Origin of the sequence: Flavobacterium sp. (genome assembly GCF_043722275.1) — a bacterium.
Taxonomy (GTDB): Bacteria; Bacteroidota; Bacteroidia; order Flavobacteriales; family Flavobacteriaceae; genus Flavobacterium.
Window position 1 is genome coordinate 1 of record NZ_JAYSPC010000008.1, and the last position, 25,705, is coordinate 25,705.

Annotated in this window: 19 protein-coding genes; 7 read left to right on the top strand and 12 right to left on the bottom strand. The window is 34.5% G+C overall.

Annotation, left to right across the window (positions count from 1 at the left end; genetic code table 11):
- Nucleotides 1-581 precede the first annotated feature (581 nt).
- Nucleotides 582-1,586 carry an FAD:protein FMN transferase gene (locus tag ACHZDT_RS01075; protein WP_394772813.1) on the top strand — a complete coding sequence of 335 codons (1,005 nt, stop codon included), beginning with the start codon at nucleotides 582-584 and terminating at the stop codon, nucleotides 1,584-1,586.
- A 71-nt stretch (nucleotides 1,587-1,657) separates the two neighbouring features.
- On the opposite strand, the gene ACHZDT_RS01080 is transcribed toward ACHZDT_RS01075, so the two are convergent.
- Complete coding sequence (locus tag ACHZDT_RS01080; protein ID WP_394772814.1) at nucleotides 1,658-2,785, bottom strand: FAD-dependent oxidoreductase; 1,128 nt, start codon at nucleotides 2,783-2,785, stop codon at nucleotides 1,658-1,660.
- A gap of 47 nt (nucleotides 2,786-2,832) precedes the next feature.
- Nucleotides 2,833-3,660: a helix-turn-helix domain-containing protein gene (locus ACHZDT_RS01085; RefSeq protein WP_394772815.1), complete on the bottom strand. Its 828-nt coding sequence runs from the start codon at nucleotides 3,658-3,660 to the stop codon at nucleotides 2,833-2,835.
- Nucleotides 3,661-4,395: 735 nt separating this feature from the next.
- Here ACHZDT_RS01085 and ACHZDT_RS01090 point away from each other — a divergent pair.
- Entirely contained in the window at nucleotides 4,396-5,982 is a 1,587-nt protein-coding gene (locus tag ACHZDT_RS01090; protein ID WP_394772816.1) for a glycoside hydrolase family 28 protein, read from the top strand.
- Nucleotides 5,983-6,308: 326 nt separating this feature from the next.
- Here ACHZDT_RS01090 and ACHZDT_RS01095 read toward each other — a convergent pair whose 3' ends face one another.
- Nucleotides 6,309-7,037, bottom strand: coding sequence for an MBL fold metallo-hydrolase (locus tag ACHZDT_RS01095; RefSeq protein WP_394772817.1), 729 nt, complete (start codon nucleotides 7,035-7,037; stop codon nucleotides 6,309-6,311).
- A gap of 150 nt (nucleotides 7,038-7,187) precedes the next feature.
- A complete protein-coding gene (locus ACHZDT_RS01100; protein ID WP_394772818.1) occupies nucleotides 7,188-9,638 on the bottom strand; it encodes a glycoside hydrolase family 3 N-terminal domain-containing protein in 2,451 nt (816 codons plus the stop codon).
- Between the two features lie 305 nt (nucleotides 9,639-9,943).
- Between ACHZDT_RS01100 and ACHZDT_RS01105 the strand changes: the two genes are divergently transcribed.
- Nucleotides 9,944-10,690, top strand: a complete 747-nt coding sequence (locus ACHZDT_RS01105; protein WP_394772819.1) for an NUDIX domain-containing protein — start codon at nucleotides 9,944-9,946, stop codon at nucleotides 10,688-10,690.
- A 59-nt stretch (nucleotides 10,691-10,749) separates the two neighbouring features.
- On the opposite strand, the gene ACHZDT_RS01110 is transcribed toward ACHZDT_RS01105, so the two are convergent.
- The 4 genes from ACHZDT_RS01110 to ACHZDT_RS01125 form a co-directional block, all read right to left on the bottom strand.
- Nucleotides 10,750-11,256: a hypothetical protein gene (locus ACHZDT_RS01110; protein ID WP_394772820.1), complete on the bottom strand. Its 507-nt coding sequence runs from the start codon at nucleotides 11,254-11,256 to the stop codon at nucleotides 10,750-10,752.
- A gap of 200 nt (nucleotides 11,257-11,456) precedes the next feature.
- Nucleotides 11,457-12,860, bottom strand: a complete 1,404-nt coding sequence (locus ACHZDT_RS01115) for an efflux transporter outer membrane subunit (RefSeq protein ID WP_394772821.1) — start codon at nucleotides 12,858-12,860, stop codon at nucleotides 11,457-11,459.
- Nucleotides 12,861-12,878: 18 nt separating this feature from the next.
- Nucleotides 12,879-16,046 (bottom strand): efflux RND transporter permease subunit, encoded by a 3,168-nt coding sequence (locus ACHZDT_RS01120; protein WP_394772822.1) that lies wholly within the window; start codon nucleotides 16,044-16,046, stop codon nucleotides 12,879-12,881.
- A 7-nt stretch (nucleotides 16,047-16,053) separates the two neighbouring features.
- On the bottom strand, nucleotides 16,054-17,214 hold the full coding sequence (locus tag ACHZDT_RS01125) for an efflux RND transporter periplasmic adaptor subunit (protein WP_394772823.1): 1,161 nt from the start codon (nucleotides 17,212-17,214) through the stop codon (nucleotides 16,054-16,056).
- A 265-nt stretch (nucleotides 17,215-17,479) separates the two neighbouring features.
- On the opposite strand from ACHZDT_RS01125, the gene ACHZDT_RS01130 reads away from it, so the two are divergent.
- From ACHZDT_RS01130 to ACHZDT_RS01140, 3 genes are all read left to right on the top strand, one after another.
- Nucleotides 17,480-18,529: a sensor histidine kinase gene (locus tag ACHZDT_RS01130; protein ID WP_394772824.1), complete on the top strand. Its 1,050-nt coding sequence runs from the start codon at nucleotides 17,480-17,482 to the stop codon at nucleotides 18,527-18,529.
- On the top strand, nucleotides 18,526-19,257 hold the full coding sequence (locus ACHZDT_RS01135) for a LytR/AlgR family response regulator transcription factor (protein ID WP_394772825.1): 732 nt from the start codon (nucleotides 18,526-18,528) through the stop codon (nucleotides 19,255-19,257). Before ACHZDT_RS01130 ends, ACHZDT_RS01135 begins: the two co-directional genes overlap by 4 nt.
- 429 nt (nucleotides 19,258-19,686) lie before the next feature.
- Complete coding sequence (locus ACHZDT_RS01140; protein ID WP_394772826.1) at nucleotides 19,687-19,980, top strand: DUF3861 domain-containing protein; 294 nt, start codon at nucleotides 19,687-19,689, stop codon at nucleotides 19,978-19,980.
- Nucleotides 19,981-20,220: 240 nt separating this feature from the next.
- Here ACHZDT_RS01140 and ACHZDT_RS01145 read toward each other — a convergent pair whose 3' ends face one another.
- From ACHZDT_RS01145 to ACHZDT_RS01160, 4 genes are all read right to left on the bottom strand, one after another.
- Nucleotides 20,221-20,835 (bottom strand): thioredoxin family protein, encoded by a 615-nt coding sequence (locus ACHZDT_RS01145; protein ID WP_394772827.1) that lies wholly within the window; start codon nucleotides 20,833-20,835, stop codon nucleotides 20,221-20,223.
- A gap of 3 nt (nucleotides 20,836-20,838) precedes the next feature.
- Complete coding sequence (locus ACHZDT_RS01150) at nucleotides 20,839-21,318, bottom strand: TlpA family protein disulfide reductase (protein WP_394772828.1); 480 nt, start codon at nucleotides 21,316-21,318, stop codon at nucleotides 20,839-20,841.
- 520 nt (nucleotides 21,319-21,838) lie between these two features.
- Nucleotides 21,839-24,151 (bottom strand): ATP-binding protein, encoded by a 2,313-nt coding sequence (locus ACHZDT_RS01155; RefSeq protein ID WP_394772829.1) that lies wholly within the window; start codon nucleotides 24,149-24,151, stop codon nucleotides 21,839-21,841.
- Nucleotides 24,141-24,752: a biliverdin-producing heme oxygenase gene (locus tag ACHZDT_RS01160; protein ID WP_394772830.1), complete on the bottom strand. Its 612-nt coding sequence runs from the start codon at nucleotides 24,750-24,752 to the stop codon at nucleotides 24,141-24,143. The genes ACHZDT_RS01155 and ACHZDT_RS01160 overlap by 11 nt, the downstream gene beginning before the upstream one ends.
- A 508-nt stretch (nucleotides 24,753-25,260) precedes the next feature.
- Between ACHZDT_RS01160 and ACHZDT_RS01165 the strand changes: the two genes are divergently transcribed.
- The gene (locus ACHZDT_RS01165) at nucleotides 25,261-25,632 is read left to right on the top strand and encodes a hypothetical protein (RefSeq protein ID WP_394772831.1); all 372 of its coding nucleotides are present in this window, start codon (nucleotides 25,261-25,263) and stop codon (nucleotides 25,630-25,632) included.
- Nucleotides 25,633-25,705 lie beyond the last annotated feature (73 nt).

The following is a 25,705-nucleotide window of genomic DNA, read 5'->3' on the forward strand; positions in this document are numbered from 1 at the left end:
TCTGTTTTATCCGCGTCAAAATTAGACGCTGATTTTACTGATTCGCTAAAGCGAAAACGCTGATAAAAACGGATTTTTCTAATTACTTTCTTGATTAAACTGTTAAGTAATTTTATAGATTTTCCCTTAACTTAATGACATTGCCCGGCGGGACGAAATATTTATAGAAAAACATAAACCTAATCGAGAACCCCCCCAGAGGGGTGACAAAAATGTCATTCCGAGGAACGAGGAAACTCCGCAAACTCGACAAAGTTTGCGCTCACCAATTGCTACGGAGCTACTTGATGAGATCCCTCGTTCCTCGGGATGACAAACTGAATAGAATAACAAACTGAAAAGAATAACAAACTAAAGCGGAATAACAAACCAAGCCAACTATGCGTTTTTAAACAAGTGAAGCGCCTTTTTGAATTTACAACACATATTAATTTATTTGCAAAACAAAACCCCGGAGGGGTGACATATTTATAGCAATCATAATAAAAAAATATCGCTCCGCTGGAGCTTTAATTGGAAACGTATAAATTTGCTATAAATATTTTGCTCCGCTGGAGCTTAAAAATCGTTTAAAAAAAATCATGCAAAAATCAATCAAAACCATTCTACTATTTTCTATACTAATTGGCAGTTTTTCAACAAACGCACAAGTATTACGAAAAAGAACCACCTTACTTATGGGCGGACGTTTTGATATTACGATCGTCGCAAAAGATTCCCTTTCGGCAGAAAAAAATATCCATGAGGTAATTGAAGAAATCACCCGAATCGAAAACCTGATATCCGACTGGAAACCCGATTCGCAGGTTTCGCAAGTCAATCAAAATGCCGGAATAAAACCCGTCAAAGTAGATCGTGAAGTTTTTGAATTAACCCAAAGAGCCATACAATTTTCTGAAGCCACAAAAGGAGGATTTGATGTCAGTTTTGCTGCAATGGACAGAATCTGGAAATTTGACGGATCGATGACCGAAATGCCTTCGGCGGAAGCCATAAAAAAATCAGTAGAAAAAGTAGGTTATAAAAACATCATTTTAGATTCGATACAATCAACTATATTCCTCAAACTAAAAGGAATGAAAATAGGATTTGGCGCTCTGGGCGAAGGATATGCAACCGATAAATGCCGACATATGATGCTGGCAAAAGGCATAAAAGCCGGAATCGTAAACGGCTCCGGAGACATGACCGCATGGGGAAAACAACCCAACGGCAAAGACTGGAATATTGGTATGACAAACCCTTTTCATCCAGATACATTATTTGCGGTGGTTCCGCTCAACAATGGTGCAGTCACAACCTCAGGAAGTTATGAGAAATTTGTTATTTTTAATGGTAAACGATATTCGCATATCATCAATCCTGCAACAGGATATCCCGCAACAGGATTGTGCAGCGTATCGGTTTTTGGTCCAAATGCAGAAACCGCAAATGGTTTAAGCACATCTTTAATGGTTTTAGGACAAACCGAAGGGCTACTTTTACTAAAAAAATATCCGGAATATAGTTGCGTAATGATTACCGATAACGGAAAATTAGTAAAATCAAAAAACTTCAAAATCAAAAAATTTAAACCTAAACTTTAAATTATTTTTAGAAATTTCAGATATAAAAAAAAGACAATCAAATTGATTGCCTTAACATATAAGATCAAAACTTATTGATAATTTTTTAGAAAAGAAAAATTACGATCAATCATCGCTGCTTCATTTTTACCCGTTTCTAGTTGCGCTTCATTTGCATAAACCATCATTTGTTTTTCATAATCGTAAATAGCATCTTCGATAGATTCAAATTCCCCATTCGTCAGATTTTCAGATAAAATCAAGGCATCAACAAGCCCAATATTCAAACCCTGACCGGCAAAGGGCGGCATAATATGTGCTGCATCGCCAATGAGAGTTATAGGCAAATGTCGGTTCTTTTTCCACGGTTTATCCAATGCTATTTTTCTGGTGGGCCATAAAACAAAAGACGATGTAGCACGAAATAATTGCTTATAAGTTTCATGCCAATCAGCAAATCTAGTAGTAAGAAATGCAATTATATTTTCCTTACTTTCAAAGTTTAATTTTGATTCAGCAGATTCCTCCGGCTTTTTAAAAATCACACTATAACTTAAAACATTCCCGTTTTTAGGGTTTGCAACAAGCAAATTTCCGTCTCCGGCAATCATTAAAATAGTATCATTGCAAAGTTGGCAGAAATCCGGACATTCCACTTCCGGAACAGCAACTTCGCCCTGAATAATAAGAGTTCCCGTATATTCAATCGTGGCATCTGTAATATATTTTCTGGCAACCGACATTCCGCCATTCGCTCCAATAACAAAATCTGCCGTTGCCTCAATTTCATTTTCAAACTGCAAAAGCCATTTTCCATTCTCTTCTTTAAGTCCCGTAAATTTCCTGTCCCAAACCACGGTATCATTTTTTAAACTTGCAAGCAATAATTGTCTCAAATCGTTTCTGTTAATCTCCGGATTGTCATATTGATTTTCGGCAGTAGGATTTTTAGAAAATAATATCCCGGCATTTTTATCCGCTACGGTTCTTCCCATTGGTTTCGCCATGGCATAATAGTTTTCTAACAATCCTGCTTTTTGCATCACTTTTTGTCCCGTTTCTTTATGTAAATCAAGAGTTCCGCCCGAAATTCTGGTTACTGCATCTTTATCTCTTTCGTAAACCGTTACATCAATTCCGTTTTGCTGCAGTAATTTTGCCATTGTAAGCCCAACTGGTCCCGCGCCAATAATGGCTATTTTTTTGTTTTTCAATAACATGATTTAGTTTTTAGTTTTGAAAGACAAAATTCTGCAATGTTCCAAAGTTAGGATTGTACAAATGCGACAAAATTATTACTGATTATTTTTTTTGCATTTCGCGCAAATACTCCCGGAGTTGTACCGCTGTAACGCTTGAATTCTCTGCTAAGATGCGATTGATCTGTATAACCAAGTTCTTGCGCTAAACCCGAAATATTAGCATCAGGAAAATGCCATAAATGATTCCGAACCTGCTCAAAACGCATCAAACCGGCAACATCTTTAACTGTATGTCCGGACGATTGTTTAAAGTTCCTTTCTAAAGTCCTTACAGTTGCATGCGCCGCCGCCGCAACTTCAGTCACCGGTATCATTCCTTTCGCTTTCCGCATCGCTGTTCCCGCTTTAAACAACATACTTTCGGCAGGAATTTGTGATTGCACATTCATGAAAAATTCTTGTACATGCGCAATTGCTTCTTCGATTTTATGAGATTCAATTAAAGATTGTAACACTAATTGTAGCTTCGCAATAGGATGTTCAAATAGATAAACTCCGCCATTTCCCGCGCCGGAAGTCAATCCGAGTAAATCAAATACCGCCCATGGAAAACATCTGATCGCAATAACTTCCATAGAACCAGAATTTAAAATAACAGGATGATTTAGCAAACCCATAATAAATGGCGACGGTAATGGCTGTAAAATTCCGTTATTAGAAACATTGCAAATGCTTCCAAAATAAAAAACAATTTCAGCATAACCATCAGGTAAAACCTCAAAATTCAACGGATCTTCTCCGCTAATTCTTTTATCATACCAAAAACATTTTATGCTGTCTTGTAATGCCTCGGGAGGATCAAATTCGAGATGGTGCTTTCTAAAAGTTAGCATGTTTTGAAGTTTATTAAATACAAAGATAAAGAACAATATCTATACAGATATCGGCTGGTTTGTCATCCCGATTTCTATTATAAAAACAAATCTTTTTTATAAGAAATTTTTTATTTCTCGCAGATTTTGCAGATTGCTTCGCCTGTTCGATATCGCTCGGGTGAGCACATTTTTATTTTTACAAAGATTCTCATCTAAAGGAACGAGGAAAAACTCCGCACAGAATGTCAGCAATCTTTGTCGAATTACTTGTGTGATTTCTCCTTGCGTCGAAATGTCAAACTATGTCAACTATAACAAATGAAACGCCTTTTTAAGGAAACTAAAATCTATGTTTTATGTTCTAATTTTTTTCTCGCAGATCTTGCAAATTAAGCACATACTTTAATCCTTTATTAGATTAATGTGAAAATTAAATTTTCATTCTAAAGCTTATCATGATATATGGCACTAATTTAAAAGAACCCTAAAATAAAGCATCCTGTACTTTCCTGCAACTCTGTAAATGATTAGGGATTATAAAATTTTATAACTTTTAACTTTCTTTTGTGGTAATCATTCAAGTAATTTTACTTTTTTCAATAATTTTTTATAGATTTGTGTAATCGATTACATTTAAGTTTTATTATTAATATCTCTTGATTTTTTCTTTATTCATAAAAAAGAACAATCTCAAAATTGATTTAATAAACAAACGTTCAGATTAACTATCTAATTTAAACCATAAATATGAAAATGAAGACTAATTCAATTAACCTTTTTCGAATTGCGCTGGCGATTGCGATTACAAGTTTTTCGCAAACCAATATTGCCCAAAATTCAAAGTCGTATGATACTTATGCCAACATTGAGTTTAAAATGGCAAAGGTAAAAGAACCAGTAATTCCAAAAAATAGTGTGAATATTAAAGATTTTGGTGCTGTAAATGGCGGTTACATTTTAAATACTAAGGCTTTCGCCGATGCAATTGACGCAGTTTCAAAAAAAGGCGGTGGAAAAGTAATTATTCCGCCTGGAATCTGGCTTACGGGACCTATTATTCTAAAAAGCAACCTTGAACTTCATGCTGAAACTGGTGCTTTAATCAAATTTTCGCCCGATAAAAGTTTGTATCCCATTATAGAAACCAGTTTTGAAGGTTTGAATACATGGCGTTGCATCTCACCTATTTATGGTAAAAATCTTGAAAATATCGCCTTTACAGGAAATGGTGTTTGGGATGGTTCAGGTGAAGTCTGGAGACAGGTAAAAAAAGATAAACTATCTGAAGGTCAATGGAAAAAATTTGTTTCCTCAGGCGGAGTTTTAAACAAAGAAAAAACGAGCTGGTATCCATCAGAAACTTTTATGAATGCTTCAAAAGGCGCTGATCAAAATGTGCGTCTGGATTTAAAAACCAAAGAAGAATTTGAAAAAATTCATGACTTTTTACGTCCTGTTTTAGTGAGTATTCAAAACAGTAAAAGAGTTTTGTTTGATGGTCCGGTATTTCAGAATTCTCCGGCATGGAACATTCATCCTTTAATGGTTGAGGATTTAATTGTTCGTAATGTGACGGTTCGTAACCCGTGGTATTCTCAAAACGGAGACGGTCTTGATGTGGAATCGTGCAAAAATGTAATCATCGAAAATTCTAGTTTTGATGTTGGTGACGACGCTATTTGCATCAAATCAGGAAAAGATAAAGATGGTCGTGATCGTGGCGTTCCCAGCGAAAATATTATCGTCAAAAACAACATCGTATATCACGGACATGGCGGCGTAACGGTTGGAAGTGAAATGTCTGGCGGTGTAAAAAACCTGCACGTTTCTAATTGTACTTTTATGGGAACTGATGTGGGATTGCGTTTTAAAAGTAACCGCGGACGTGGCGGTGTAGTTGAAAATATTTATATCTCAAATATTTTTATGACCGATATTCCGTCGCAGGCAATTTCATTTAATCTTTATTACGGAGGAAAATCTATCGCAGAAACTTTAGAAGAAGGCGGAGACAAAATCATCAATAAAGCAATGCCTATAACGGTTGAAACGCCACAGTTTAAAAATATTTCAATCAAAAACGTAACTATAAAAGGTGCTCAACAAGCGGTTTTTTTACAAGGTTTACCTGAAATGAATTTAGAAAATATCGAAATCTCTAATTTAATTGCTAAAGCAGAAAAAGGTTTCTCGATTATTGACGCTAAAGGAATCAAAATTAGTAATGCAAAACTGGATATTGCAGAAAGTAATGTTTTCCAAATTTACAACGCTAAAGATTTGTCCCTGAAAAATGTAGAGTTTAATTCTACATCGGCGAAAGCAATTTCTGTTAACTGAGAAGCTTCTCAAAATATTGAATTTGTTTCTTCTAATGGTTTAGATTTTTCTAAAAGAACTACTATTGGGGAAACTGTTCCTAAAGGCGCTGTGAAGTTTTAAGATTTAATCTAATTAATAAAAAAGGTTTGAATCAAAAATTAGCCGATTCAAACCTTTTTTTATACATCTAATTTCTTTTCTACCCGATTCTTGTCCCGCAGGATTACACAACATCTATCGTCAAAAATCTCTTCTATAATCTTTCCTCAAAAATCTTTCCTCAAAAATCTTTCTTCGATAATCTTTCTTCTATAATCTTTCTTCTATAATCTTTCCTCTTTCTTCTAAAAAAACTCCAACACCGGCTTCTTCATATCATGATACAAAAGCACTTTCCAATGTTCTTCCTCCGCTTCTTGTTCCCACTTTTTACGGGATTCCATTGCGCGTTTTCCATCATAATCTGTTTTGTAAGCGACATGAAGTTTTAAATACGCTTCTTGTGGTAAATCATCGGCGCCATAAAAAGTAACTTCCTCATTTTCCTTAATCCAGAAAACCTGATGAAAAGGCGTGTGACCGGCAGAAACTTCATATGAAATCTCATTTGTTATTTCCCCTTTATCGTTGTCCAGCATTTCAATATTTTGCAATGATTTCAACTGATTCAGAATATCAAAATCATACGACGGACTTTCTTTTTGTTCCAATGCAAAATCCAATTCTCTGCTTTGCATGTAAATTGTGGCGTTTGGGAAACTTGGTACAAATTCATCTTTGTCATTAAAATATCCGATACCGCCAATATGATCTTTATGAAAATGAGAAACCAAAACTTTTGTAATTTGTTCCGGTAAAATAGTATTACTTTTTAGTAAATTCAGAATTAACGGAATCTCATTTTTATCTGATCTTAACCCCAAATCTAATACTATATAATCGTTTTGAGTTATAATCAAAAAAGGCTGAATTGCCATTTTAAGTCCTGAATCTTGCGGAAATTCATTAATGAGTTTAAATTCTTTCTCGCTATTAACAACGTAATTCCCTTCTTGTAGTGGTATTATTTTCATTTTACTTCAGTCATTATTTTATACAAAGGTCTAAAGAATTTCTATATTAATAATCGTATTGTGGATTAAAACAATAAAAAAACCAACTGAAAAATATATCTCAGTTGGCTTTTTCACTAACAATAATTAATCAACATTATTACAAAATACTTACGGTTTTAGCTCAGTAAACTTTGAATCCTGTTCAAAGGCTTTTTTTACTTTTTCAACAGTAATTTCTTTAGCTACAGAAAATTCAGCTGTTTTTTTTATATCTAAAGATGATGCTCCAAGCAAAACTTTATAAATTCCGGCTTCGGCAATCCAGGCACTTTTACTTTCTAAAAACGAAGCCAGATCTTTTGGCGATAAAGTCAATTGTAATGTTTCGCTTTCACCCGGTTTTAATTCTTTGGTTTTACCAAAAGCTTTTAATTCTTCTTTTGGCTTATCAATAGTTTTTGATGGCGCCGAAAGATAAAGTTCAACAACTTCCTTTCCGGCTATTTTTCCGGTATTTTTTACTGTTACAGAAACTGTCAGTTTATCATTGAAAGTTGGTGAACTCAGTTTTACATCTGTAAAATCAAAAGTCGTATATGAACTTCCGAAACCAAATTCGTAAGATGGTTTTATGTTGAAAGTGTTGTAATAACGATATCCTACATAAATTCCTTCTTCATAAGTAACGTCTTTTGGATTTGCAACCGGAAATCCGGGAAAGTTTTTTGCCGATGGCGTATCAGCATATTTCATTGGGAAAGTCATTGTCAATTTTCCAGACGGATTTATTTTCCCCGCAACTACATCAGCAACAGAATGTCCGCCTTCCTGACCTGGCTGCCACGCTAATAAAATAGCGTCAACTTTATCTTTCCAGGATGCGGTTTCGATAACTCCGCCAATATTTAAAATCACAACAACTTTTTTTCCTTTTGCATGAAAAGCATTTGAAATTTTATCGAGCATTTCGATTTCTTCTGTCGCTAAATTGAAATTATTATCGACAACTCTGTCCCCGCCTTCTCCGGAATTTCTTCCTAAAGTCACAAATGCAATTTCAGAACTTGCAGCTTTTTTAGCAATAAAAGCATCATCCATTTTCATTTCATGAAGTCTTTCCGGCAAAGCCAAAATTCCCTGGGATTTTTTTCTCAGATTATCGGCAGTAACTTCTTTTTCAGCGTACGGTTTGTATAAATCAACTAATTCTTTGTCTAATTTATAACCTGCTGCGGTTAAACCTTCTAAAAGCGAAACGGTGTGTTTATTATTCACGCTTCCGCTTCCGGTTCCGCCCGTAATCCATGCGTAAGAAGTTACTCCAAATACCGAAACTTCTTTTTGTTTATCAGCAAATGGCAAAGTATTTTTCTCGTTTTTAAGCAAAACCATTCCTTCTGCGGCAGCGTTTCTGGTAACTTCGGCATTTTTAGTTAAGTTAGGTTTGTCGCTGTATTTGTATTTTGCGAAAGTTGGAGTACGAAAAACATATTCTAAAATTCGTCTCACGTTTGTATTCGCAACTTCCTGAGATAATTTTCCTGAATTTAATGCTTCTAATAATGCTTTTTTCTGAACTGGAATTCCCGGCATTAATAAATCGTTTCCGGCATTCATTTGTTGCACAACATCTGAGCTCAAACCTTTTTGTATGGATTCAAAACCCGGAAAACCACCAAACCAGTCCGTCATTACGATTCCTTTAAAACCCCATTCGTCTCTTAAAACCTGAGTCAGTAAATCTTTACGGTCAGAGGTATAAGTTCCGTTAATTTTGTTGTAAGATGACATTACTGTCCAAGGCTGAGCTTCTTTTACCGTGATTTCAAAACCTTTTAAATACAATTCTCTGATCGCTCTTTCAGATACGTGAGCATTTATGGTTAAACGATTGGTTTCTTCATTATTAACTGCAAAATGTTTGATCGAAGTTCCCACGCCTTGCGACTGAATTCCGTTGACAATTGCAGCAGCGGTTTTCCCTGAAATCAACGGATCTTCAGAGTAATATTCGAAGTTTCTTCCGTTTAATGGATTTCTCTGAATATTTAAAGCCGGCGCTAATAAAACATCAACTCCGTATTCTTTTACTTCATTTCCCATTGCTTTTCCAACTTCTTCTAAAAGGGTTTTATTCCAAGTTGAAGCCAAAGCCGTTCCTACCGGAAATGCCGTTGCATAATAGGTTTTTGAATCTTTTTCTCTCGTTGGTTCAATTCTTAAACCGGCTGGCCCATCGGCAACAACGGTTGCAGGAATCCCAAATCGTTCAAAAGCCGCAGTTCCGCCCGCAGCTCCGGGAACTAAACCTTGCTTAGAATCTCCAACAGGACCTGTTAAAACTTCGATTCCGGGCATTCCGGTTCCTATAAGCAATTCTGCTTTTTCGGCATTGGTCATTTGTTTGATGATTTCCTCAATTCTTTTATCGGCAGAAAGTCTTGTGTCTTCCCACGGATCTAATTTTCCGTTTCTGTTAAAATCCTGAAATGTAAATCCTTTAATTGTCAAAAGCGGTGGATTTGTTTCATTAGTCGGAATTGCTTTCCAGGATAAATTCGAAAGTACTAAAGCGGTTAAAAGTGATATTCTCGCCGTTTTTTTTATGGTTTGTTTCATAGTTAGAAGTATAAAATTGTTTTTGTTTTAATGAAGTTTTGTACGTGATATTTCATTGCTTCATATAGAAGCAATATTAAACACTTTTTTTCATTTCAACAAATAAAAAGACTTAAAATTTCATATCTAATAATCCTAAATACTTAAAAATGAGTAATTACTAATACTCAGACAATAAAAACTAAACATTATTAAACCGAAAAAAGCAGTAAGAAAGGTTCGATTATTGAATTTAAAAAAGTTTTGATTTTTTAAGTTGTCTTATATTTTTCAAAAACATTAAATTTGAAAATAAATCAAATGCAATGGAATTTAAACAACTACTTGAAAAACGATCCGCAGAGTCATGGGAAAAATATATCCCTACACTTTCTATTGATTGTGTTATTTTCAGTTTTCATGAAACTACGCTTCAGGTATTGACTGTAAAAATGAAAGAGCAGGATTTTTGGGGACTTCCGGGAGGATATGTAAAAAAAGACGAAAACGTTGATGATGCGGCAATTAGAATTTTAAAGGACAGAACGGGAACTCAAAATATTTATCTGCAGCAATTTTATACTTTCGGAAATTTAGAGCGTTCTGAAAGTGCTTTTCAGGAATATGATGATACGTTGTGGCACAAACAGCGTTTTGTTTCTATTGGTTATTATGCTTTGGCAGAACATTCAAAAGTAAACTTAGTTGTTGACGAATATTCAACGGTTGTTGAGTGGCAATCTGTTGAGGATTTGCCTTTATTTATGATGGATCACAGGACTATTTTTGATAAAGCCCTTATTACACTTCGCGAACAATTGAACAATCACCCAATTGGCTATAATCTTTTACCTGAGAAGTTTACAATGCCGGAATTGCAACGATTGTATGAAATTATTCTGGGCAAAAAACTCAATCGCGGCAATTTCTACCGAAAAATTTTGAGATATGATATCCTGACTAAACTGGATGAATCCCGAAAAGGAGGCGCGCATAAAGCTCCCGATTTGTATTCTTTTGATTTAGAAAAATACAATGTTGCGCTTAAAGAAGGTTTGAAAGGAAGCTGGTAAATTTTGGTACAAAAAAACGCCTCATTTCTGAGGCGCTCTTCAAATTTAGTCATGTTTAATTAATGGTGATCATCGTGTGAATGATTCTTATCTTTATTAGAATTTCCTTTAGAATCGTTTGAATGCTCTTTTCCCGAATTTCCTTTTCCTGAATTTCCATTTTGTTTTCCACCAGATTTATTACCTTTTTCAGGTTTATTTCCTCTGTTTTTTTGAGGTGGTCCCTGATATCCTTTTGGATAATTACTTCTGTGTTTTGTATGATATGTATAAGGTGAATCTCCTTTATAATCATTTACAACCACTTTATAACCAGAGTATAAATCATATTGTCTGTATTTTGAAGGCAATTTATTTTCACGAATCCATTTACCGTTATTGTCATAAATAAACTGGCTTTGGTTCACATCATAATAAGTGTCAATGTCCGGTAAATAATAATATCTGCTATTGTCATTTCCTTGTGGTCCCCAGTTTGGCGGTGTACCAATATTTACATTGATCGAAACTTGCGCTTGTGCAAAAATACCCATCAAGAGTATTAAAGCAAATCCTAATTTTTTCATTTTTGTGGTATTAAGTATTATTTGATTTTAACAAAGCTAAAGTAGTGCCAATTATCTGCCTTTGACCTATTGATTATACGAAAAGGCAAAACCAATCGACGAATAGTACCTCACAACCGATAAAAAGTTAAAATAAAAAACGCCTCAAATATTGAGGCGTTTCTGTTTTAACAATTTTAATTAACGATGATGATAAAAATCTATTTCCATCCACCACCTAAAGCGCGGTACAAATCAACCACTGCTTGTAATTTTTGTAAATTATCGTTGATACCGCTCAATTGAGCTGCCAAAAGATTTTGTTCTGATGTTAATACATCTGTATAATTTGTAGCGGAGCTAAACTCTAAAAGCTGTTGTGTAAAATCAACCGCTTTTGTTAAGGCCTCAATTTGTTTTTGTCTTGAATCTTCTTTTTCAACCGCCATTTCATATGCATATAAAGCATTCGAAACTTCCTGACCCGCAACTAAAAGACTTTGCTGGAAATTATTCATTGCCTGTACTTGTCTTGATTGCGCGCTTGTTAATCTGGCTTTATTAAGTCCCTGATTAAAAAGTGGTTGTGTTAATCCGCCAATTAAGGAATAAAAAACAGAATTAGTAAAGAAATCCGTTAATTGTAAATTCGAGAATCCGCCACTTGCTGTAAGCGTCAAACTTGGATAAAAATAAGTTTTAGCCATATTTGATGTTTCAAAAGCAGTTCTAAAATCAAACTCTGCCTGACGAACATCCGGACGATTTTCAAGCAATTGTGCCGGTAAACCTATTTCCAGTTTTTCAGGAATTACCTGATCTCCCAATGTTCCTCTTTCAATAGGTCCTGAAGGCTGACCTAATAAAATATTAAGGGCATTTTCAGTCTCGCGAATGTCTCTTTTTAAATCCGGAATCAATACTTCGGCTGCATGTTGATTTGCTTCACTTTGAACCACCGATGCACCGGTTACGATTGCGCCTTCTTTTAAAGCTTTGATTACTTCAACATTTTTAATACGGCTTTCTAAGGTCGATCTTGTAATTTCTAATTGTTTATCATACGCTAACAATAAAAAATAATTATTAGCAATGTCTGATATCAATTGTGTCTGAACGGCTTGTTTTGCAGCATCTGTAGAAAGATACGTGGCTAAAGCGGCTCTTTTTGAACTGCTTAGTTTTCCCCAGATATCAGCTTCCCAAGAGGTGCTTAAACCTAATTTATAAGTCGTTGTTAACGTATTAATATTAATTCCGGCAGGAAAGTTAAGTCCTGCTTCAGATTGTTTGTTACGGGTAACATTAGCATCAACATTCAAAGTTGGATAATATGCTAATTTTGTCTGACGTAACGATGCACGCGCCTGAACGATGTTTTCAATTGCATTTTTCAGGTTCAGATTCTGATCTAATCCTTTTTGAATTAAAGCTTTCAGTCTGTCATCTTTAAAAACAGTTTGCCACGGCATATTCGCCATCGTTGTCGAATCGGCAGAAGCCTGATCCCGATACAGCTTATCCGTCGAAATCGCCGATGGACGTTCGTATTTCTTGGTAACGCACGCACTTAAAAGCGCGGCTGCAGTTACCATAAGAATATATTTATTTGAACTATGAGTCATTTTTTCTTAATTAAATTATTACTCTTTATGAGCTTCTATCAATTTTACTTCCTCGTCGTCGTCATCTTCATCATAACCTTCTTTTGGAGGACCACTCACTTTTTCCTGTAAAGTCTGGAAAATGATAAACAAAATCGGAATAACAAATACTCCTAATATGGTTCCGATTAACATACCTCCAACGGCTCCTGTACCAATGGATTTATTCCCGACAGCTCCTGCTCCGGTAGCAAACATTAAAGGAACAAGTCCTAAAATAAAGGCGAAAGAGGTCATTAAAATAGGTCGTAAACGTGCTACGGCTCCTTCAATTGCTGCTTGTACAATTGGCATTCCTTTACGTCTTCTTTCCAAAGCAAATTCGACAATCAAAATACCGTTCTTCGCCAGCAATCCAATCAGCATGATTAAGGAAATCTGTAAATAAATATTACTGTTTAATTTGAAAATAATCGAGAACAAATACGCTCCTGCCAATCCAAACGGAATAGAAAATAATACTGCAAATGGTAAAATATAACTCTCATATTGTGCACTTAATAAAAAGTAAACAAAGACAAGACATAATATAAAGATGAAAATAGTTTCACTCCCTGATGCTAATTCCTCACGTGTTAATCCTGAGAATTCATAACCATAACCTGATGGCAGATTTTCGGCTGCAACTTCCTGAATCGCTTTAATGGCATCTCCTGAACTAAATCCGGGATTTGGTGCACCAGTAATTGCAATTGAAGAGAAAAGGTTAAATCTTGAAATAGATTCCGGACCAAAAACTCTTGTCATTTTTACAAACTCTGTAATTGGAGCCATATTTCCGGCACTGTTTCTAACAAATATTTTGTTCAGTCCTTCTGTATTGGTTCTGAATTCTGGTGAAGCCTGAATCATTACACGGTATTGTTTTCCGAATTTATTGAAATTCGAAGCATACAAACCTCCGTAATATCCTTGCATTGTTGACAAAATTGTATTAACCGGAACTCCTGCATCTTTTGCTTTTGCCAGATTAATATCCATCATATATTGAGGGAAACCTGGATTAAAAGGCGTTGTTGCATATTGTATTTCAGGTCGTTTTGACAATTTCTCTAAAAATTCAGTATTTACTTTAAAGAATTCTGCTGTTGTGTGTCCTCCTTTATCCTGCAATTGGAATTCGAATCCACCACTTTGTCCAAATCCTTGAATTGTTGGCGGAGAAATAAAGAAGATATTAGCTTCACGAATTCCGCTTGTTTTGGCAAAAAGCTGACCAATAACGTCATTTACACTTAATTCACGTTCGTCCCAGGTTTCCAGTTTCACAATAACCATACTGTACGCACTTCCCGCTCCTGCCGTAAAGTTTTGTCCCACAATTCTAAGTGTATTTTTAACACCCGGAATCGTTTTGGCAATACTATCTACTTTCTTTGCAATAACATCAGAACGTTCCATAGAAGCCGATGGCGGTAAACTAATATTGGCAAAAACAGTTCCCTGATCTTCCGCAGGAACGAAAGCTGATGGCGTAGTTTTCATCATATAAAATAAAGCTGCACCTGCAAATACAATAGCCGCGAGTACAATCCATTTTTTAACTGAAAGAAATTGAACTGATCTTTTATATTTATTCGTAACATTATCAAAAGCAACGTTAAACGAAGTATAGAATCTCTGGATAAAACTTTTATGTTTATGATCATCTGCATGTGGTTTTAAAAGCAAAGCACATAATGCAGGACTTAAAGTCAAGGCATTAATCGCCGAAAGGATAATGGCGACGGCTAATGTGATACCAAATTGTTTGTAGAAAACCCCTGTAGATCCTGTAATAAAGGTTACCGGAATAAATACGGCAGCCATTACAAGTGTGATCGAAATAATCGCTCCGGAAATTTCATCCATTGCATCAATCGTAGCTTTTTTAGACGATTTATAACCGTGATCCAATTTGGCGTGTACTGCCTCGACGACGACAATCGCATCATCGACCACAATACCAATCGCAAGTACCATTGCAAAAAGTGTCAATAAGTTGATTGTAAACCCAAATAAATTCAGGAAGAAGAACGTTCCTACAATCGCAACCGGAACCGCAATCGCCGGAATTAACGTTGATCTAAAATCCTGAAGGAATATAAATACAACGATAAATACCAATATAAAAGCTTCAATTAAAGTATGAATTACCTTTTCGATCGAAGCATCTAAGTTTTCGTTAACATCAACAAGAATCGTATATTTTACTCCTTTTGGAAAGTTTTTTGCAGCCTCTTCAATAAGTGCTTTCGAGTTGTTGATTACATCACGGGCATTTGATCCCGGAGTTTGGCTAATTGCCATTGCCGCAGATTCTACACCGTTTGTTTTAATCGTAGAGGTATAACTTAAAGCTCCTAACTCTACTTTTGCTACATCTTTTAATCGCAACATTTGTCCGTTACCAACAGATTTGATGATAATATCACCAAATTCCTGAGAACTGGTTAAACGTCCTTTATATTTAATTACATATTGAAAAGCCTGAGCTCCGTTTTCACCAAATTTACCTGGCGCAGCTTCGATATTTTGCTCCGCTAAAGCAGCCGAAATATCACTTGGAATCAATTTATATTGCTGCATGATATCCGGCTTTAACCAGATTCTCATCGAGTAATCTTTTGCACCAAAAACCGTAACATCTCCAACTCCAACTACACGCTGAATTTGAGGAACAAGATTAATTTTAGCATAATTTTGAAGGAATGTCTGATCATAAGCAGGATCATCACTATATAAAGAGAAAATCACTAAGTTACTACTCTGACTCTTCGTTACTGTTACACCAGCCTGAGTTACCTCTACAGGTAATAAACTGGTTGCTCTTGAAACCCTGTTTTGAACGTTTACCGCTGCTAAATCAGGATTTGTTCCCACTTTGAAGAAAATTTTGATAGAAGCATTTCCATCATTTGTCGCTGAAGAAGTCATGTAAGTCATGTTTTCTACACCGTTAATTTGCTCTTCAAGCGGAATTACAATACTTTTAAGTACAACATCTGCATTGGCACCTGTATAACTTGCCGAAACGTTTACTGTAGGTGGAGCGATATCAGGATATTGAGATATAGGTAACTCAATAAGTCCTAAAACTCCCAGAATGACAATAATAACAGATATTACCGTCGAAAGTACAGGTCTTTGTATGAATATTTTAAACATTTTTTTCTTATTTTAAGTCAGCGTAAACCGTTTCCTGATTCTGATTTTGGGCTTTAATTTCGGTTCCTTCTTTTAAAGCAGCAACTCCTTCTAATACAATTTGATCTCCTGCTTTTAAGCCGCTTGTAACAACATAATAATTCCCTGCTGTATTTTCAAGTTTGGTAATATTGACGTTTTTAGTTTTTCCGTCTTTCCCTACTGTAACTGCAAATATTTTATCCTGAAGTTCGAATGTAGCACTTTGAGGAACTAAAATTACATCTTTAACATAATTCGGAATCCTAACTGTAGTACTGCTTCCGCTTCTGATAATTCCTTTTGGATTTGCAAAACGAGCTCTGATATTTACCGTACCTGTTTGTGTATTGATTAATCCGTTTACGGTTTCAATATGTCCTTTTTCATCATAAGTTGAACCATCTGAAAGTAAAAGTGAAACGGCAGGTATTTGTTTGATTTTTTGTTCCAATGAAGTTCCTGAACCACTTTGAGTGAAAGTAAGCAACGCTTTTTCGTTCATCGCAAAATAGGCATAAACGTTACCAATACTAGAAACTGTTGTTAATGGATCTGCATTATTAGAACTTACTAAACTTCCTAAACGAAACGGAATTGAACCTACAACGCCATTAACCGGACTTGTTACAGTTGTATATCCTAAATTAGTTTTAGCATTTACTAAAGCTGCATTAGCCTGAGCGACAGATGCCAAAGCTGACTCATAAGTATATTGAGCCGATTCAAGGTCATATTTACTAATGATTCCTTTTTCTACCAATGGCTTCACTTTATTTACAGCTAATTTTGCTGAACTTAAATCTGCCTGAGCGCTTTTTATACTTGCAGCAGCCGTACGAACTTGTTGCTCATACTCCGGCGCGCTGATTTTGAATAATGGTTGTCCGGCTTTTACAACAGCACCTTCATCAACAAAAATCTTGTCGATGTAACCTTCAACTCTAGGTCGGATTTCAATATTTTGCTGTCCCTGAATACTTGCAGGAAAGTCATTATTTAATGTAGCCGATTTTGTTTCCAAAGTCAGCGTTTTATACTCTTTAACTTGTGGTGCACCTCCGGCTTGTGCCGATTTGTCATTTTTATTACCGCAAGAAGCGATGATAAGTGATGCTGCGAGAATGCTTAAAAAGGATTGCTTATTCATTGTGAAAAATGTGTAATTATCAATTTATATCGAAACAAAAGAACTAAAATATTATAAACGAAAAATTTTCAATAGACGGAGGGCAAAAAACAATCGATAGATATACCGTGAGAACCGATGGAAATTTATTTAACAATACATCGGCAGTTTAAAACAGGCTCGTCGGCTCTAAAATGGTTTTTAAAGGTTCTCATTCTATTTTGGGCGATTCATTTAATATCTTTTATAAATATAATGTAATATTGTCACAAAATCAAACATAAAAATGTCACCAAACTTTTTTAAACCGTACATATCCACTGGATTACATATTCTTGCCTGGTTATTATTGGGATTCACACTGCTGTTTTATATACCATTAACATGGAATATTGTGCTTCCGTCAATTTTCTGGTTATGGCAATCGATTGTGTTGTTTTTTATGATTGTTATTTTTTATTTTAATGCATTAATAATAGTTCCAAGAACAATTATCACAGATAAAATAAGTCCCTTTTTCCTTTGGGCGCTTTTTAGCATTTTTGCAATGCAGTTTGTGGCTTATATTTATAATTACAACACTGATTTACATAATAAGCTGGCTATAATTCTGGGTTTTAAAAAATACCGGAATGATTATTTTGATAATTATACTTTCACAATAAGCCTTTTGGTTTTAGGAATCAGCACCAGTTGGGCGATGTTACATCATTGGCAAAAAGCCGCGCAACACAAGCAAAAACTGGAGCAGGATAAAACAATGGCAGAACTTGCGATGTTAAAGGCACAAATAAATCCGCACTTTTTCTTTAATTCACTTAACAGTATTTATTCGCTTACTTATACTAATATTGAGGATTCCCGCAGCGCACTTCATACCTTAAGCCGCATGATGCGATATTTACTTTACAGCACCGAAGGCGAAAGAACTACTTTACTAAAAGAAGCAGATTTTATGAAAGATTTTATAGCTTTGATGAAGCTTCGTGCCAATAGTAAACTGACGATAACAACAAATATTCCCGAAAAAATACACGATTATCCAATTGTTCCCATGTTGTTGCTGCCTTTAGTAGAAAATGCTTTTAAACACGGCGTTCACGCCACAGACAAAAGCGAAATTCATATTAAGCTGATCCAACAGGGAAATAATCTTGAATTTGAAGTTGAAAATACTTTTTTTGAGAAAACGTCGGCAACAAATGAGGGCGGAATTGGGTTAACGAACACCAAACGCAGATTGCACTTAATTTATCCGCACAAGCATATAATGACTTGCGGTCTTGATAAAAACGGAAATTACAAAGTAAATCTGCAAATAACTTTAGAACAATGATTGTATTAAAATGTATAGCAGTAGATGATGAACCACTCGCATTGAGATTGGTAGAAACTTTTATAGAGCAGACTCCGTTTTTAGAATTAGCGTGCAGTTGTGATAACGCCGTTGAAGCAATGACTTTGATACGCGAACAACAACCGGATATTGTTTTTTTAGACATAAATATGCCTAATTTAACGGGTATGGAACTTGCCCGACTTTTACAGGAACAACCGGGACCATTGCCTAAAATTATTTTCACAACAGCGTATAATCATTATGCTATTGAAGGTTATAAAGTAAATGCCATAGATTATCTCTTAAAACCTTTTAGTTATGAAGAGTTTTTGCGCGCTGCCAATAAAGTCCTTCAAATGTCTGAAGAAGCATCGAATCATTTTCAATCCATCGCCGCCGATGATGAATTTATATTTTTGAAAGTAGAATATCAGTGGGTTCGAATTTCCTTAAAAGATATTTTATACATCGAAAGTTTAAAAGATTACGTAAAAGTTCATCTTGAAGATACTGACAAAACATTAATGTCGCTGATTTCGCTTAAAGCGCTGGAAGAAAAATTACCATCATCAAAATTCATGAGAATCAACCGATCTTTTATTGTTTCATTAGAAAAAATAAACGCGATCAGCAAAAATTCAATTTTCATCAATAAAACCGAAATAACTGTTGGCGAACAGTACAAAGAAACCTTTAAAACCATTGTAGAAAAATGGTTGAAATAATTTGTTGCGTTCTGCCGGAAGGTCATATGTCCCTCCGATGGAGCTTTTTTTCAAAGTCCCAGATGGACGAAATGTTTATAGAAAACATAATAGAGTTCGTCACAGAACCTCATCGGGGTGAAATATGTATAACAAACGAAATATGTCGCTCCACTGGAGCTATATACACATAAAAAAATAATATCTATAAATATAACGCTCCGCTGGAGCTTTTTTTCAGAGTCCCGGAGGGACGTTATATTTATAGAAGACGAAATGTTTATAGAAACGTAATATTTATAGATATCGCGACAAAACCCCATCGGGGTGAAATATATAATGGAAACCAAAAAACATGTCGACACGCTGGAGCTTTTGTAAAACATTTGTAAAAGCCTTCAATTATGCTCGCCGATATTTAAAAACTACAGAATAAAATTTAATATAAAAATGGAAAAAAAATCAAACAAATATTATTTGACATTAAGTCTAAAAGAATATGCAAACGGTGAAACCGAACCCGCAAAAGAACTCGGATTACAATTTGACAATCACGATGAAATCTTCGGGATTATAGAAAGAATAAAAGATAAAAACATTTTTGAAGATCCAAACGAAGCAGCACAATTTGCAATTGGATTAAAATTATTTAGTGAAATAAAACTGAAACACCGTAAAAATCCACTTTTTGATGAATTGAACGAAGTATTTCCTGTCTTTATGAAGAAACTAAAAAGTTTGTAAAAGAATAAATAAAATGGGAAAAATAAATATTACCGGTAATTCCCACAGAAGACAATTTGTTAAATGTCGCTTTGCTTTCCTGCAAGGTTTTTTCAACCTCGTAGGTATATTTTTTAAACGTAATTTATTATTTTAATATCTACATGACTGAAAAGCAGATAGATATTTTATACGTATTTCTACGATTATAATACCTACAAGGTTGAAAAAACCTTGCAGGATATTTCACAAACTATAATTTTAAGCCTTAGCTTTTCTTTTTACCGTACAGCCAATTTCTTTAGTTTCGGTTATAGCGGGTTTTTGATTGCTTTTTAAAGCTGCAATTACATCTTCGGCATATTTTGTTTTTTCGGTTTTAGTTCCTTCCGGATCATTATCGATTGCGCCTACATATTCTACAACATTTCCTTTAGTCGTTTTTGAAACGATGAAAAGATGCGGCGTATGTTTTGCACCATATTTATCTGTAATTACTTGACCCTGATCAAATAAATAAGGAAAAGGATATTTTTTATCTTTTGCCAATTGCTGCATTTTATCAAAAGCGTCGGCTTTAGAAGCTTCGGGATCATTTGGGTTAATTGCAATTACAGGATATCCTTGTGGCTTGAATTTTTTATCTAATTCAATAATTCTTTGTTCATAAGCAACCGCATAAGGGCAAGTATTACAAGTAAAAACAACAATAAAACCTTTCGCTTTTGGAAAACTTGCAAAAGAAATTTCTTTACCCTCAACATTCTTTAGCTTAAATTCCGGTGCCGGTTCTCCCGCTTTTAGCGTAGTAGATTGTGCGTGAGCAAATAAGATACTAAATACCAGTATCGTGATTGTAGTAATGAACTTTTGCATAATTTATAGTTTTTTATATTCAGTTAATAATTGTTCGTAGGTAAGTTCAGATTCGATAAAATTTCTTTTATCGCCTTTTATAAAAATCGTTGCCGGAATACTTCCTGACCATCCTTTGTCGATTCGGTCAATATATTCCTGCGGATTACTTTCATTCAGAAGAAAAACTTGACTTTGCATGTTTTTTCTCTTCACAAACGGAATCACAGCCGAAGTCAGTTTTGATTTAAAATCAACACTAATCAATAAAACCGCTAATTTTTCTGATTTAAATTCGCTATTCAGTTTTTCAAAATGAGGTAATTCCTTTATACAAGGCGCGCACCAGGTTGCCCAAAAATTCACAACATACGTACTGTCTTTTCCGTTTTTGATTCTTTCGTTCAATTGATCGATGTTAATCAACTTTACATTTTGACTGTATCCTGCGACTGAAAAAGCAAAGAATAAAAAAGTATAAATTTTAAATGCGTGGATTTTCATATTTGCTTGTGCTAAAATTAATTTTTGCCTTACAAATATAAACTAATGCCATTTTAGTTTTTGTTAATAAAAGTTTAATGAGTACAAATTTGCCCCAAAGTCACAAAGTTTATTTTTTTTAAATTTTGGATTTCAACAAAAAAACCATACCAAAACTTAAATTTTTAAGATTGGTATGGTTTATTTGAATTTAAGTAATTCGATTATTTTTTAAAAAGATATTTTCCTAAGTTCTGCACCCGCATGAATGACAAAGATTTTGTCTGAGGAATTTCGGCTAAAGAATTCAATAATCCGAAATCGTGAATGGTTCCTTTGTAATTGGAATTGACGGTAAAATCGACATTCAAAATATAATTCTCTGGAAATGAAATCAATGGAAGGTTTAAGCCAAGATTTAAACGGAAAACTTGATGTTATAAATAGCAATGGTTTAAAAATAGCCATTACTTTTATTTACGATTATGCTTTTAACTTTAAATAAAATTAAAAGCATATCGTATAATCTTCTGAAAACAAATTAGTTTGCGCTGATTTTATTTTTTGCTATTTCAGACTCCATACTACTTAATGAATCTAAAGGATCGCAAGGAAAATAGATTGTAATTTCGGTTCCTTCATTCAATTTACCAACTGCGCGAATATTTCCGTGGCAGGTTTGCATTATTTTTTTGCACAATGCTAATCCTACTCCTGAACCATCGTATTTTTCAAGGGTATGTAATCTGGTAAAAATTTTAAAAATTGACTCGGCATATTCTTGTTCAAAGCCAATACCGTTGTCTGTAAAAGTGATCCAGTGACAATATACTTTATTAGAATATTCGTTTATTTCCGGTTTTTGTGAAGCTGTTATTTTAATGACAGAATCTCTTTTTAGCGAAGCATATTTTAAGGAATTGTGTAAAATATTTGAGAATAACTGCTTCATTAAAAACGGAACGGCATGAACATCCGGCAAACTTTGACTTTCTAAAGTTGCATTGTTCTCTATAATTATTTCTTTCATATCCTGCAAAGTTTCTTCGAGAATATGATTTAAATTCACTTTTTGCAGCGATCCTTTTGTATGTTTTATTCGGGTATATTTTAGAATATCAACCAATAAATTCTGCATTCTGTTGGCTGACTTTGTCACGCGCTGTAACGAATCTATAATCGCAACAGATGGAATTTCATTAGTATCTGAAAGCACTTTTGACGCAATAAACTGAATCTTCCGCAAAGGTTCCTGTAAATCGTGTGTGCTGATCCAGTTGATATTTTCAAGCTCTAAATTTGTTTCGTGCAATACATCACTTAAGTTTCGGTATTTTTCTTCTTCTTCACTTAGCAACAGCATAATGATTTGGTTTTGAAGAAAATGCGCATAACTTGCTGCTGCATTTAATTCTGGCAGGAGCCAAATTTTACTTTGATGCTGAATAATTTGTTTCCATAAATTAAATGAATTTCTGGGATGTAATCCGTTGCTGTCAATAATAATTGCTTTTTCAGGATCTCCAGCCCAATTAATCTCTGCAACGGTTTCCGGTCTGTACCAAATAATATTATTGCCATTACCAAGCGAGTGATAAATAATACCCGAAACTTCTTGATATCCGTCTAAATCAGGTATAAAATTACTTAATTTATTGGTACAAAATGTTCTGTTGTGTTCATAAGCATGCATGCTTGAAATGATTTTTTCGATCTTTTCATTTGTTGGCGTGAGTCCATTTTTATGCAATTTATCTCCAATAGAAATAGAAACTCCACTCGCATTACAAAGTTTTAATAATTCAGGATTGCTGCAAATTACATCAAACGAGTCATTTTCTAAAGCGATACTTAAGGCGGTTAATCGCTCCAGGGCTTTACCGGTTTTACGGGCAATTTCATACTCGTCATTTGATTGTCGCAAATCAATTTGCGAGGTAATAAATTGTCCCTGAAGTTTAGCTGCTAATCTAATTTCGGGAGAAATATTTTTAGGCGAATAATGGTGACACGCAATAAGTCCCCATAATCTGTCGTGGTGTATTAACGAAATGGTAAGCGTTGCACCAACGCCCATATTTTTTAGATATTCTACATGTATCGGCGATGTGCTTCTAAGTGTTGAAAGGCTCAGATCAAGGTTTTTATTTTCCTGATCATCGATTGTAAAAATAGGAACCGGCTCGTAACCAATATCAACTATAAGCCGCATTTGGTTTTTCATGTATAATTCCCTCGCCTGAACAGGAATATCAGTATGCGGATAATGAAGTCCCAAAAATGGTTCCAGGTCTTCCCGGCAATTTTCGGCATAAATTTCACCGTTATAATCCGCATCAAAACGATAAATCATTACCCGATCGTAACCGGTTATTTCACGGGTTCCTTCGGCAACAAGTGCGCATAATTCTTTGAGGGAACGCGTGTTGTTCATATTTGACACAAACTGAATCGTTTGTGCGTATACATTAGCAAGTTGTTCTTTTCCGGTTGATTGCGGTTCTGCTTCAAGGATATAAATTGCCCCGCTTTTATGTATGTTTATCTGAAATTGTTTTCCCTGAAGTAAAATTTCTAAAGGAAATACAGGTGGAACTTTTTGATTGTGTACATAATCATACAATTCTTTTTGTGCCTGCGCTCCAAAAATTTCACTGATTTTATGACCTAATATTTTATCATAAGCTAAATCCAGATACGAAGAAATATTGGGTGTGCAAAAGTCAATTTTCCAGTCTAAAGTAATTCCTAATAAAAAACCATGCGGCTGAATACTTCCCGGAATATGTATGGGCTCGTGCTCACAATTTGTTAATGTGACCAGATCGCGATTTACTATGTCTTTAATTTTCATTATTGACTGTATTCAAAAAATGATTATAAATGCAATCAAAAGCATAAACTGCGCCTTTGATAATTTCGTCTTCATTATTGTTTTGTTCTTGATATGAAGTCAGAATGTTTAGAAAATTTTTCCAGTAACTTCCTGTTTTATTGCCATATCCTGTAAAATATGCAACTCCTTTTTGATGATCTAGTCCCGGAATTGTTTCTAAATTTTTTAAAATAAAGCGACCTCCGAGCGAAGATCCTTCGACAACATACAATATTCCGAGTGCAAATGGAATGCTGATATCGCTTTTTGTTAAAACTGGTATTGTTTTGTTTTTTTTGTAATTTAAATAGGCAAAGTCATCATTAATAAGTTGTGTTTTTTCTCTTTCTTTTAAATCAGGAATAAGATCTGCCAATAAAGGAAAAACAACTTCCTGAATGCTTATATGCACGTCATACATAAGAGATAAGTAATTGTAATAGTCTCCCATCTCCATATTTGGAGAAAGTATTGAGGCTGAAACCGGAAGACTTTCCAATTTTTTATGTGCTTGTGCTGTCTGATTCTTTAATTTTTCTAAAAAATCTACGGAAGTAGAGAAACCCAAATTTGTAGTCATTATAATTTTATGGTAAATAAAAATTTTATATTTGGACGATTTGCCGCTTGTTTACTGAGATTCAGCAAACGTAAAAAAACAGGTACTATAACAGAATTCCAATTCTAAGAAAAGGTTTTGAAATAACAGGAGAAAATCTTTCTGTAATTTTCTAATATCATTTATAAAACACCTTCTAACTTACTTTTTGTAAATTATGGGATCTTGGTAAATGTAGTCTTTTTAATCGTCTAAAAATTTAGAACCAAATTAAAGATTTCTAAATAAAAATCAAAATAATAATATTCATTTCAAAGAGAATAGTAATTATCAAATATTCAAAAATTGCATCAATAAATTCGTTTTTTGGTTTATTAGAATTTCTTTTGCCATGAAAAATTTATTTATTGATACTGTAAATTATACAATTAGAATTTATTTTTCTGTAATGTATTTGGAATGATTTGGAACTAGCTTTGTAATTAACAATTGCTAAATAAAAAATAATCAATTCAAAAAATATAGTATTATGGAAAATGGAAACAATCAAAATTACGGTCATGAAAATCGTGATTTTAAGCAGGACTTAGATACTCTTATTGAAAAAGAAAATGCAAATCAACAGGATAAATATCAAATTCAGGAAGAATATACAGATGTTAATCATGAAACTAATGATTATAACCGAAATGAAAATAATCCCGGCGAAGAACCAATCCTGAATGGAGAAGATCAAATAACAAATGATGAAGATCCGGATGATCTTGATGATTCACTTGAAAAAGACGGAGATCTTGACGACGATGATTCTGAAAATGAAGAAAATTTACGAGATATCGATGAAGATTTAGACGAGGTTTCTCACGATCCTTTTCCGAGTACAAATTCGGACAATTTCTAGACATTATGACATATTGTAATTAGACAACCGTTAAGACTTCAACTTGGCGGTTATTTTTTGCACTTGAGATCTG

Bases quoted from the DNA above. Each gene is read 5' to 3' on its own strand.
- ACHZDT_RS01150 (WP_394772828.1), bottom strand. From the start codon at position 21,318: ATGAAAATCCACGCATTTAAAATTTATACTTTTTTATTCTTTGCTTTT.
- ACHZDT_RS01100 (WP_394772818.1), bottom strand. From the start codon at position 9,638: ATGAAACAAACCATAAAAAAAACGGCGAGAATATCACTTTTAACCGCT.
- ACHZDT_RS01095 (WP_394772817.1), bottom strand. From the start codon at position 7,037: ATGAAAATAATACCACTACAAGAAGGGAATTACGTTGTTAATAGCGAG.
- ACHZDT_RS01105 (WP_394772819.1), top strand. From the start codon at position 9,944: ATGGAATTTAAACAACTACTTGAAAAACGATCCGCAGAGTCATGGGAA.
- ACHZDT_RS01075 (WP_394772813.1), top strand. From the start codon at position 582: ATGCAAAAATCAATCAAAACCATTCTACTATTTTCTATACTAATTGGC.
- ACHZDT_RS01130 (WP_394772824.1), top strand. From the start codon at position 17,480: ATGTCACCAAACTTTTTTAAACCGTACATATCCACTGGATTACATATT.
- ACHZDT_RS01155 (WP_394772829.1), bottom strand. From the start codon at position 24,151: ATGAAAATTAAAGACATAGTAAATCGCGATCTGGTCACATTAACAAAT.
- ACHZDT_RS01140 (WP_394772826.1), top strand. From the start codon at position 19,687: ATGGAAAAAAAATCAAACAAATATTATTTGACATTAAGTCTAAAAGAA.
- ACHZDT_RS01165 (WP_394772831.1), top strand. From the start codon at position 25,261: ATGGAAAATGGAAACAATCAAAATTACGGTCATGAAAATCGTGATTTT.
- ACHZDT_RS01160 (WP_394772830.1), bottom strand. From the start codon at position 24,752: ATGACTACAAATTTGGGTTTCTCTACTTCCGTAGATTTTTTAGAAAAA.
- ACHZDT_RS01110 (WP_394772820.1), bottom strand. From the start codon at position 11,256: ATGAAAAAATTAGGATTTGCTTTAATACTCTTGATGGGTATTTTTGCA.
- ACHZDT_RS01090 (WP_394772816.1), top strand. From the start codon at position 4,396: ATGAAGACTAATTCAATTAACCTTTTTCGAATTGCGCTGGCGATTGCG.
- ACHZDT_RS01120 (WP_394772822.1), bottom strand. From the start codon at position 16,046: ATGTTTAAAATATTCATACAAAGACCTGTACTTTCGACGGTAATATCT.
- ACHZDT_RS01085 (WP_394772815.1), bottom strand. From the start codon at position 3,660: ATGCTAACTTTTAGAAAGCACCATCTCGAATTTGATCCTCCCGAGGCA.
- ACHZDT_RS01125 (WP_394772823.1), bottom strand. From the start codon at position 17,214: ATGAATAAGCAATCCTTTTTAAGCATTCTCGCAGCATCACTTATCATC.
- ACHZDT_RS01080 (WP_394772814.1), bottom strand. From the start codon at position 2,785: ATGTTATTGAAAAACAAAAAAATAGCCATTATTGGCGCGGGACCAGTT.
- ACHZDT_RS01135 (WP_394772825.1), top strand. From the start codon at position 18,526: ATGATTGTATTAAAATGTATAGCAGTAGATGATGAACCACTCGCATTG.
- ACHZDT_RS01115 (WP_394772821.1), bottom strand. From the start codon at position 12,860: ATGACTCATAGTTCAAATAAATATATTCTTATGGTAACTGCAGCCGCG.
- ACHZDT_RS01145 (WP_394772827.1), bottom strand. From the start codon at position 20,835: ATGCAAAAGTTCATTACTACAATCACGATACTGGTATTTAGTATCTTA.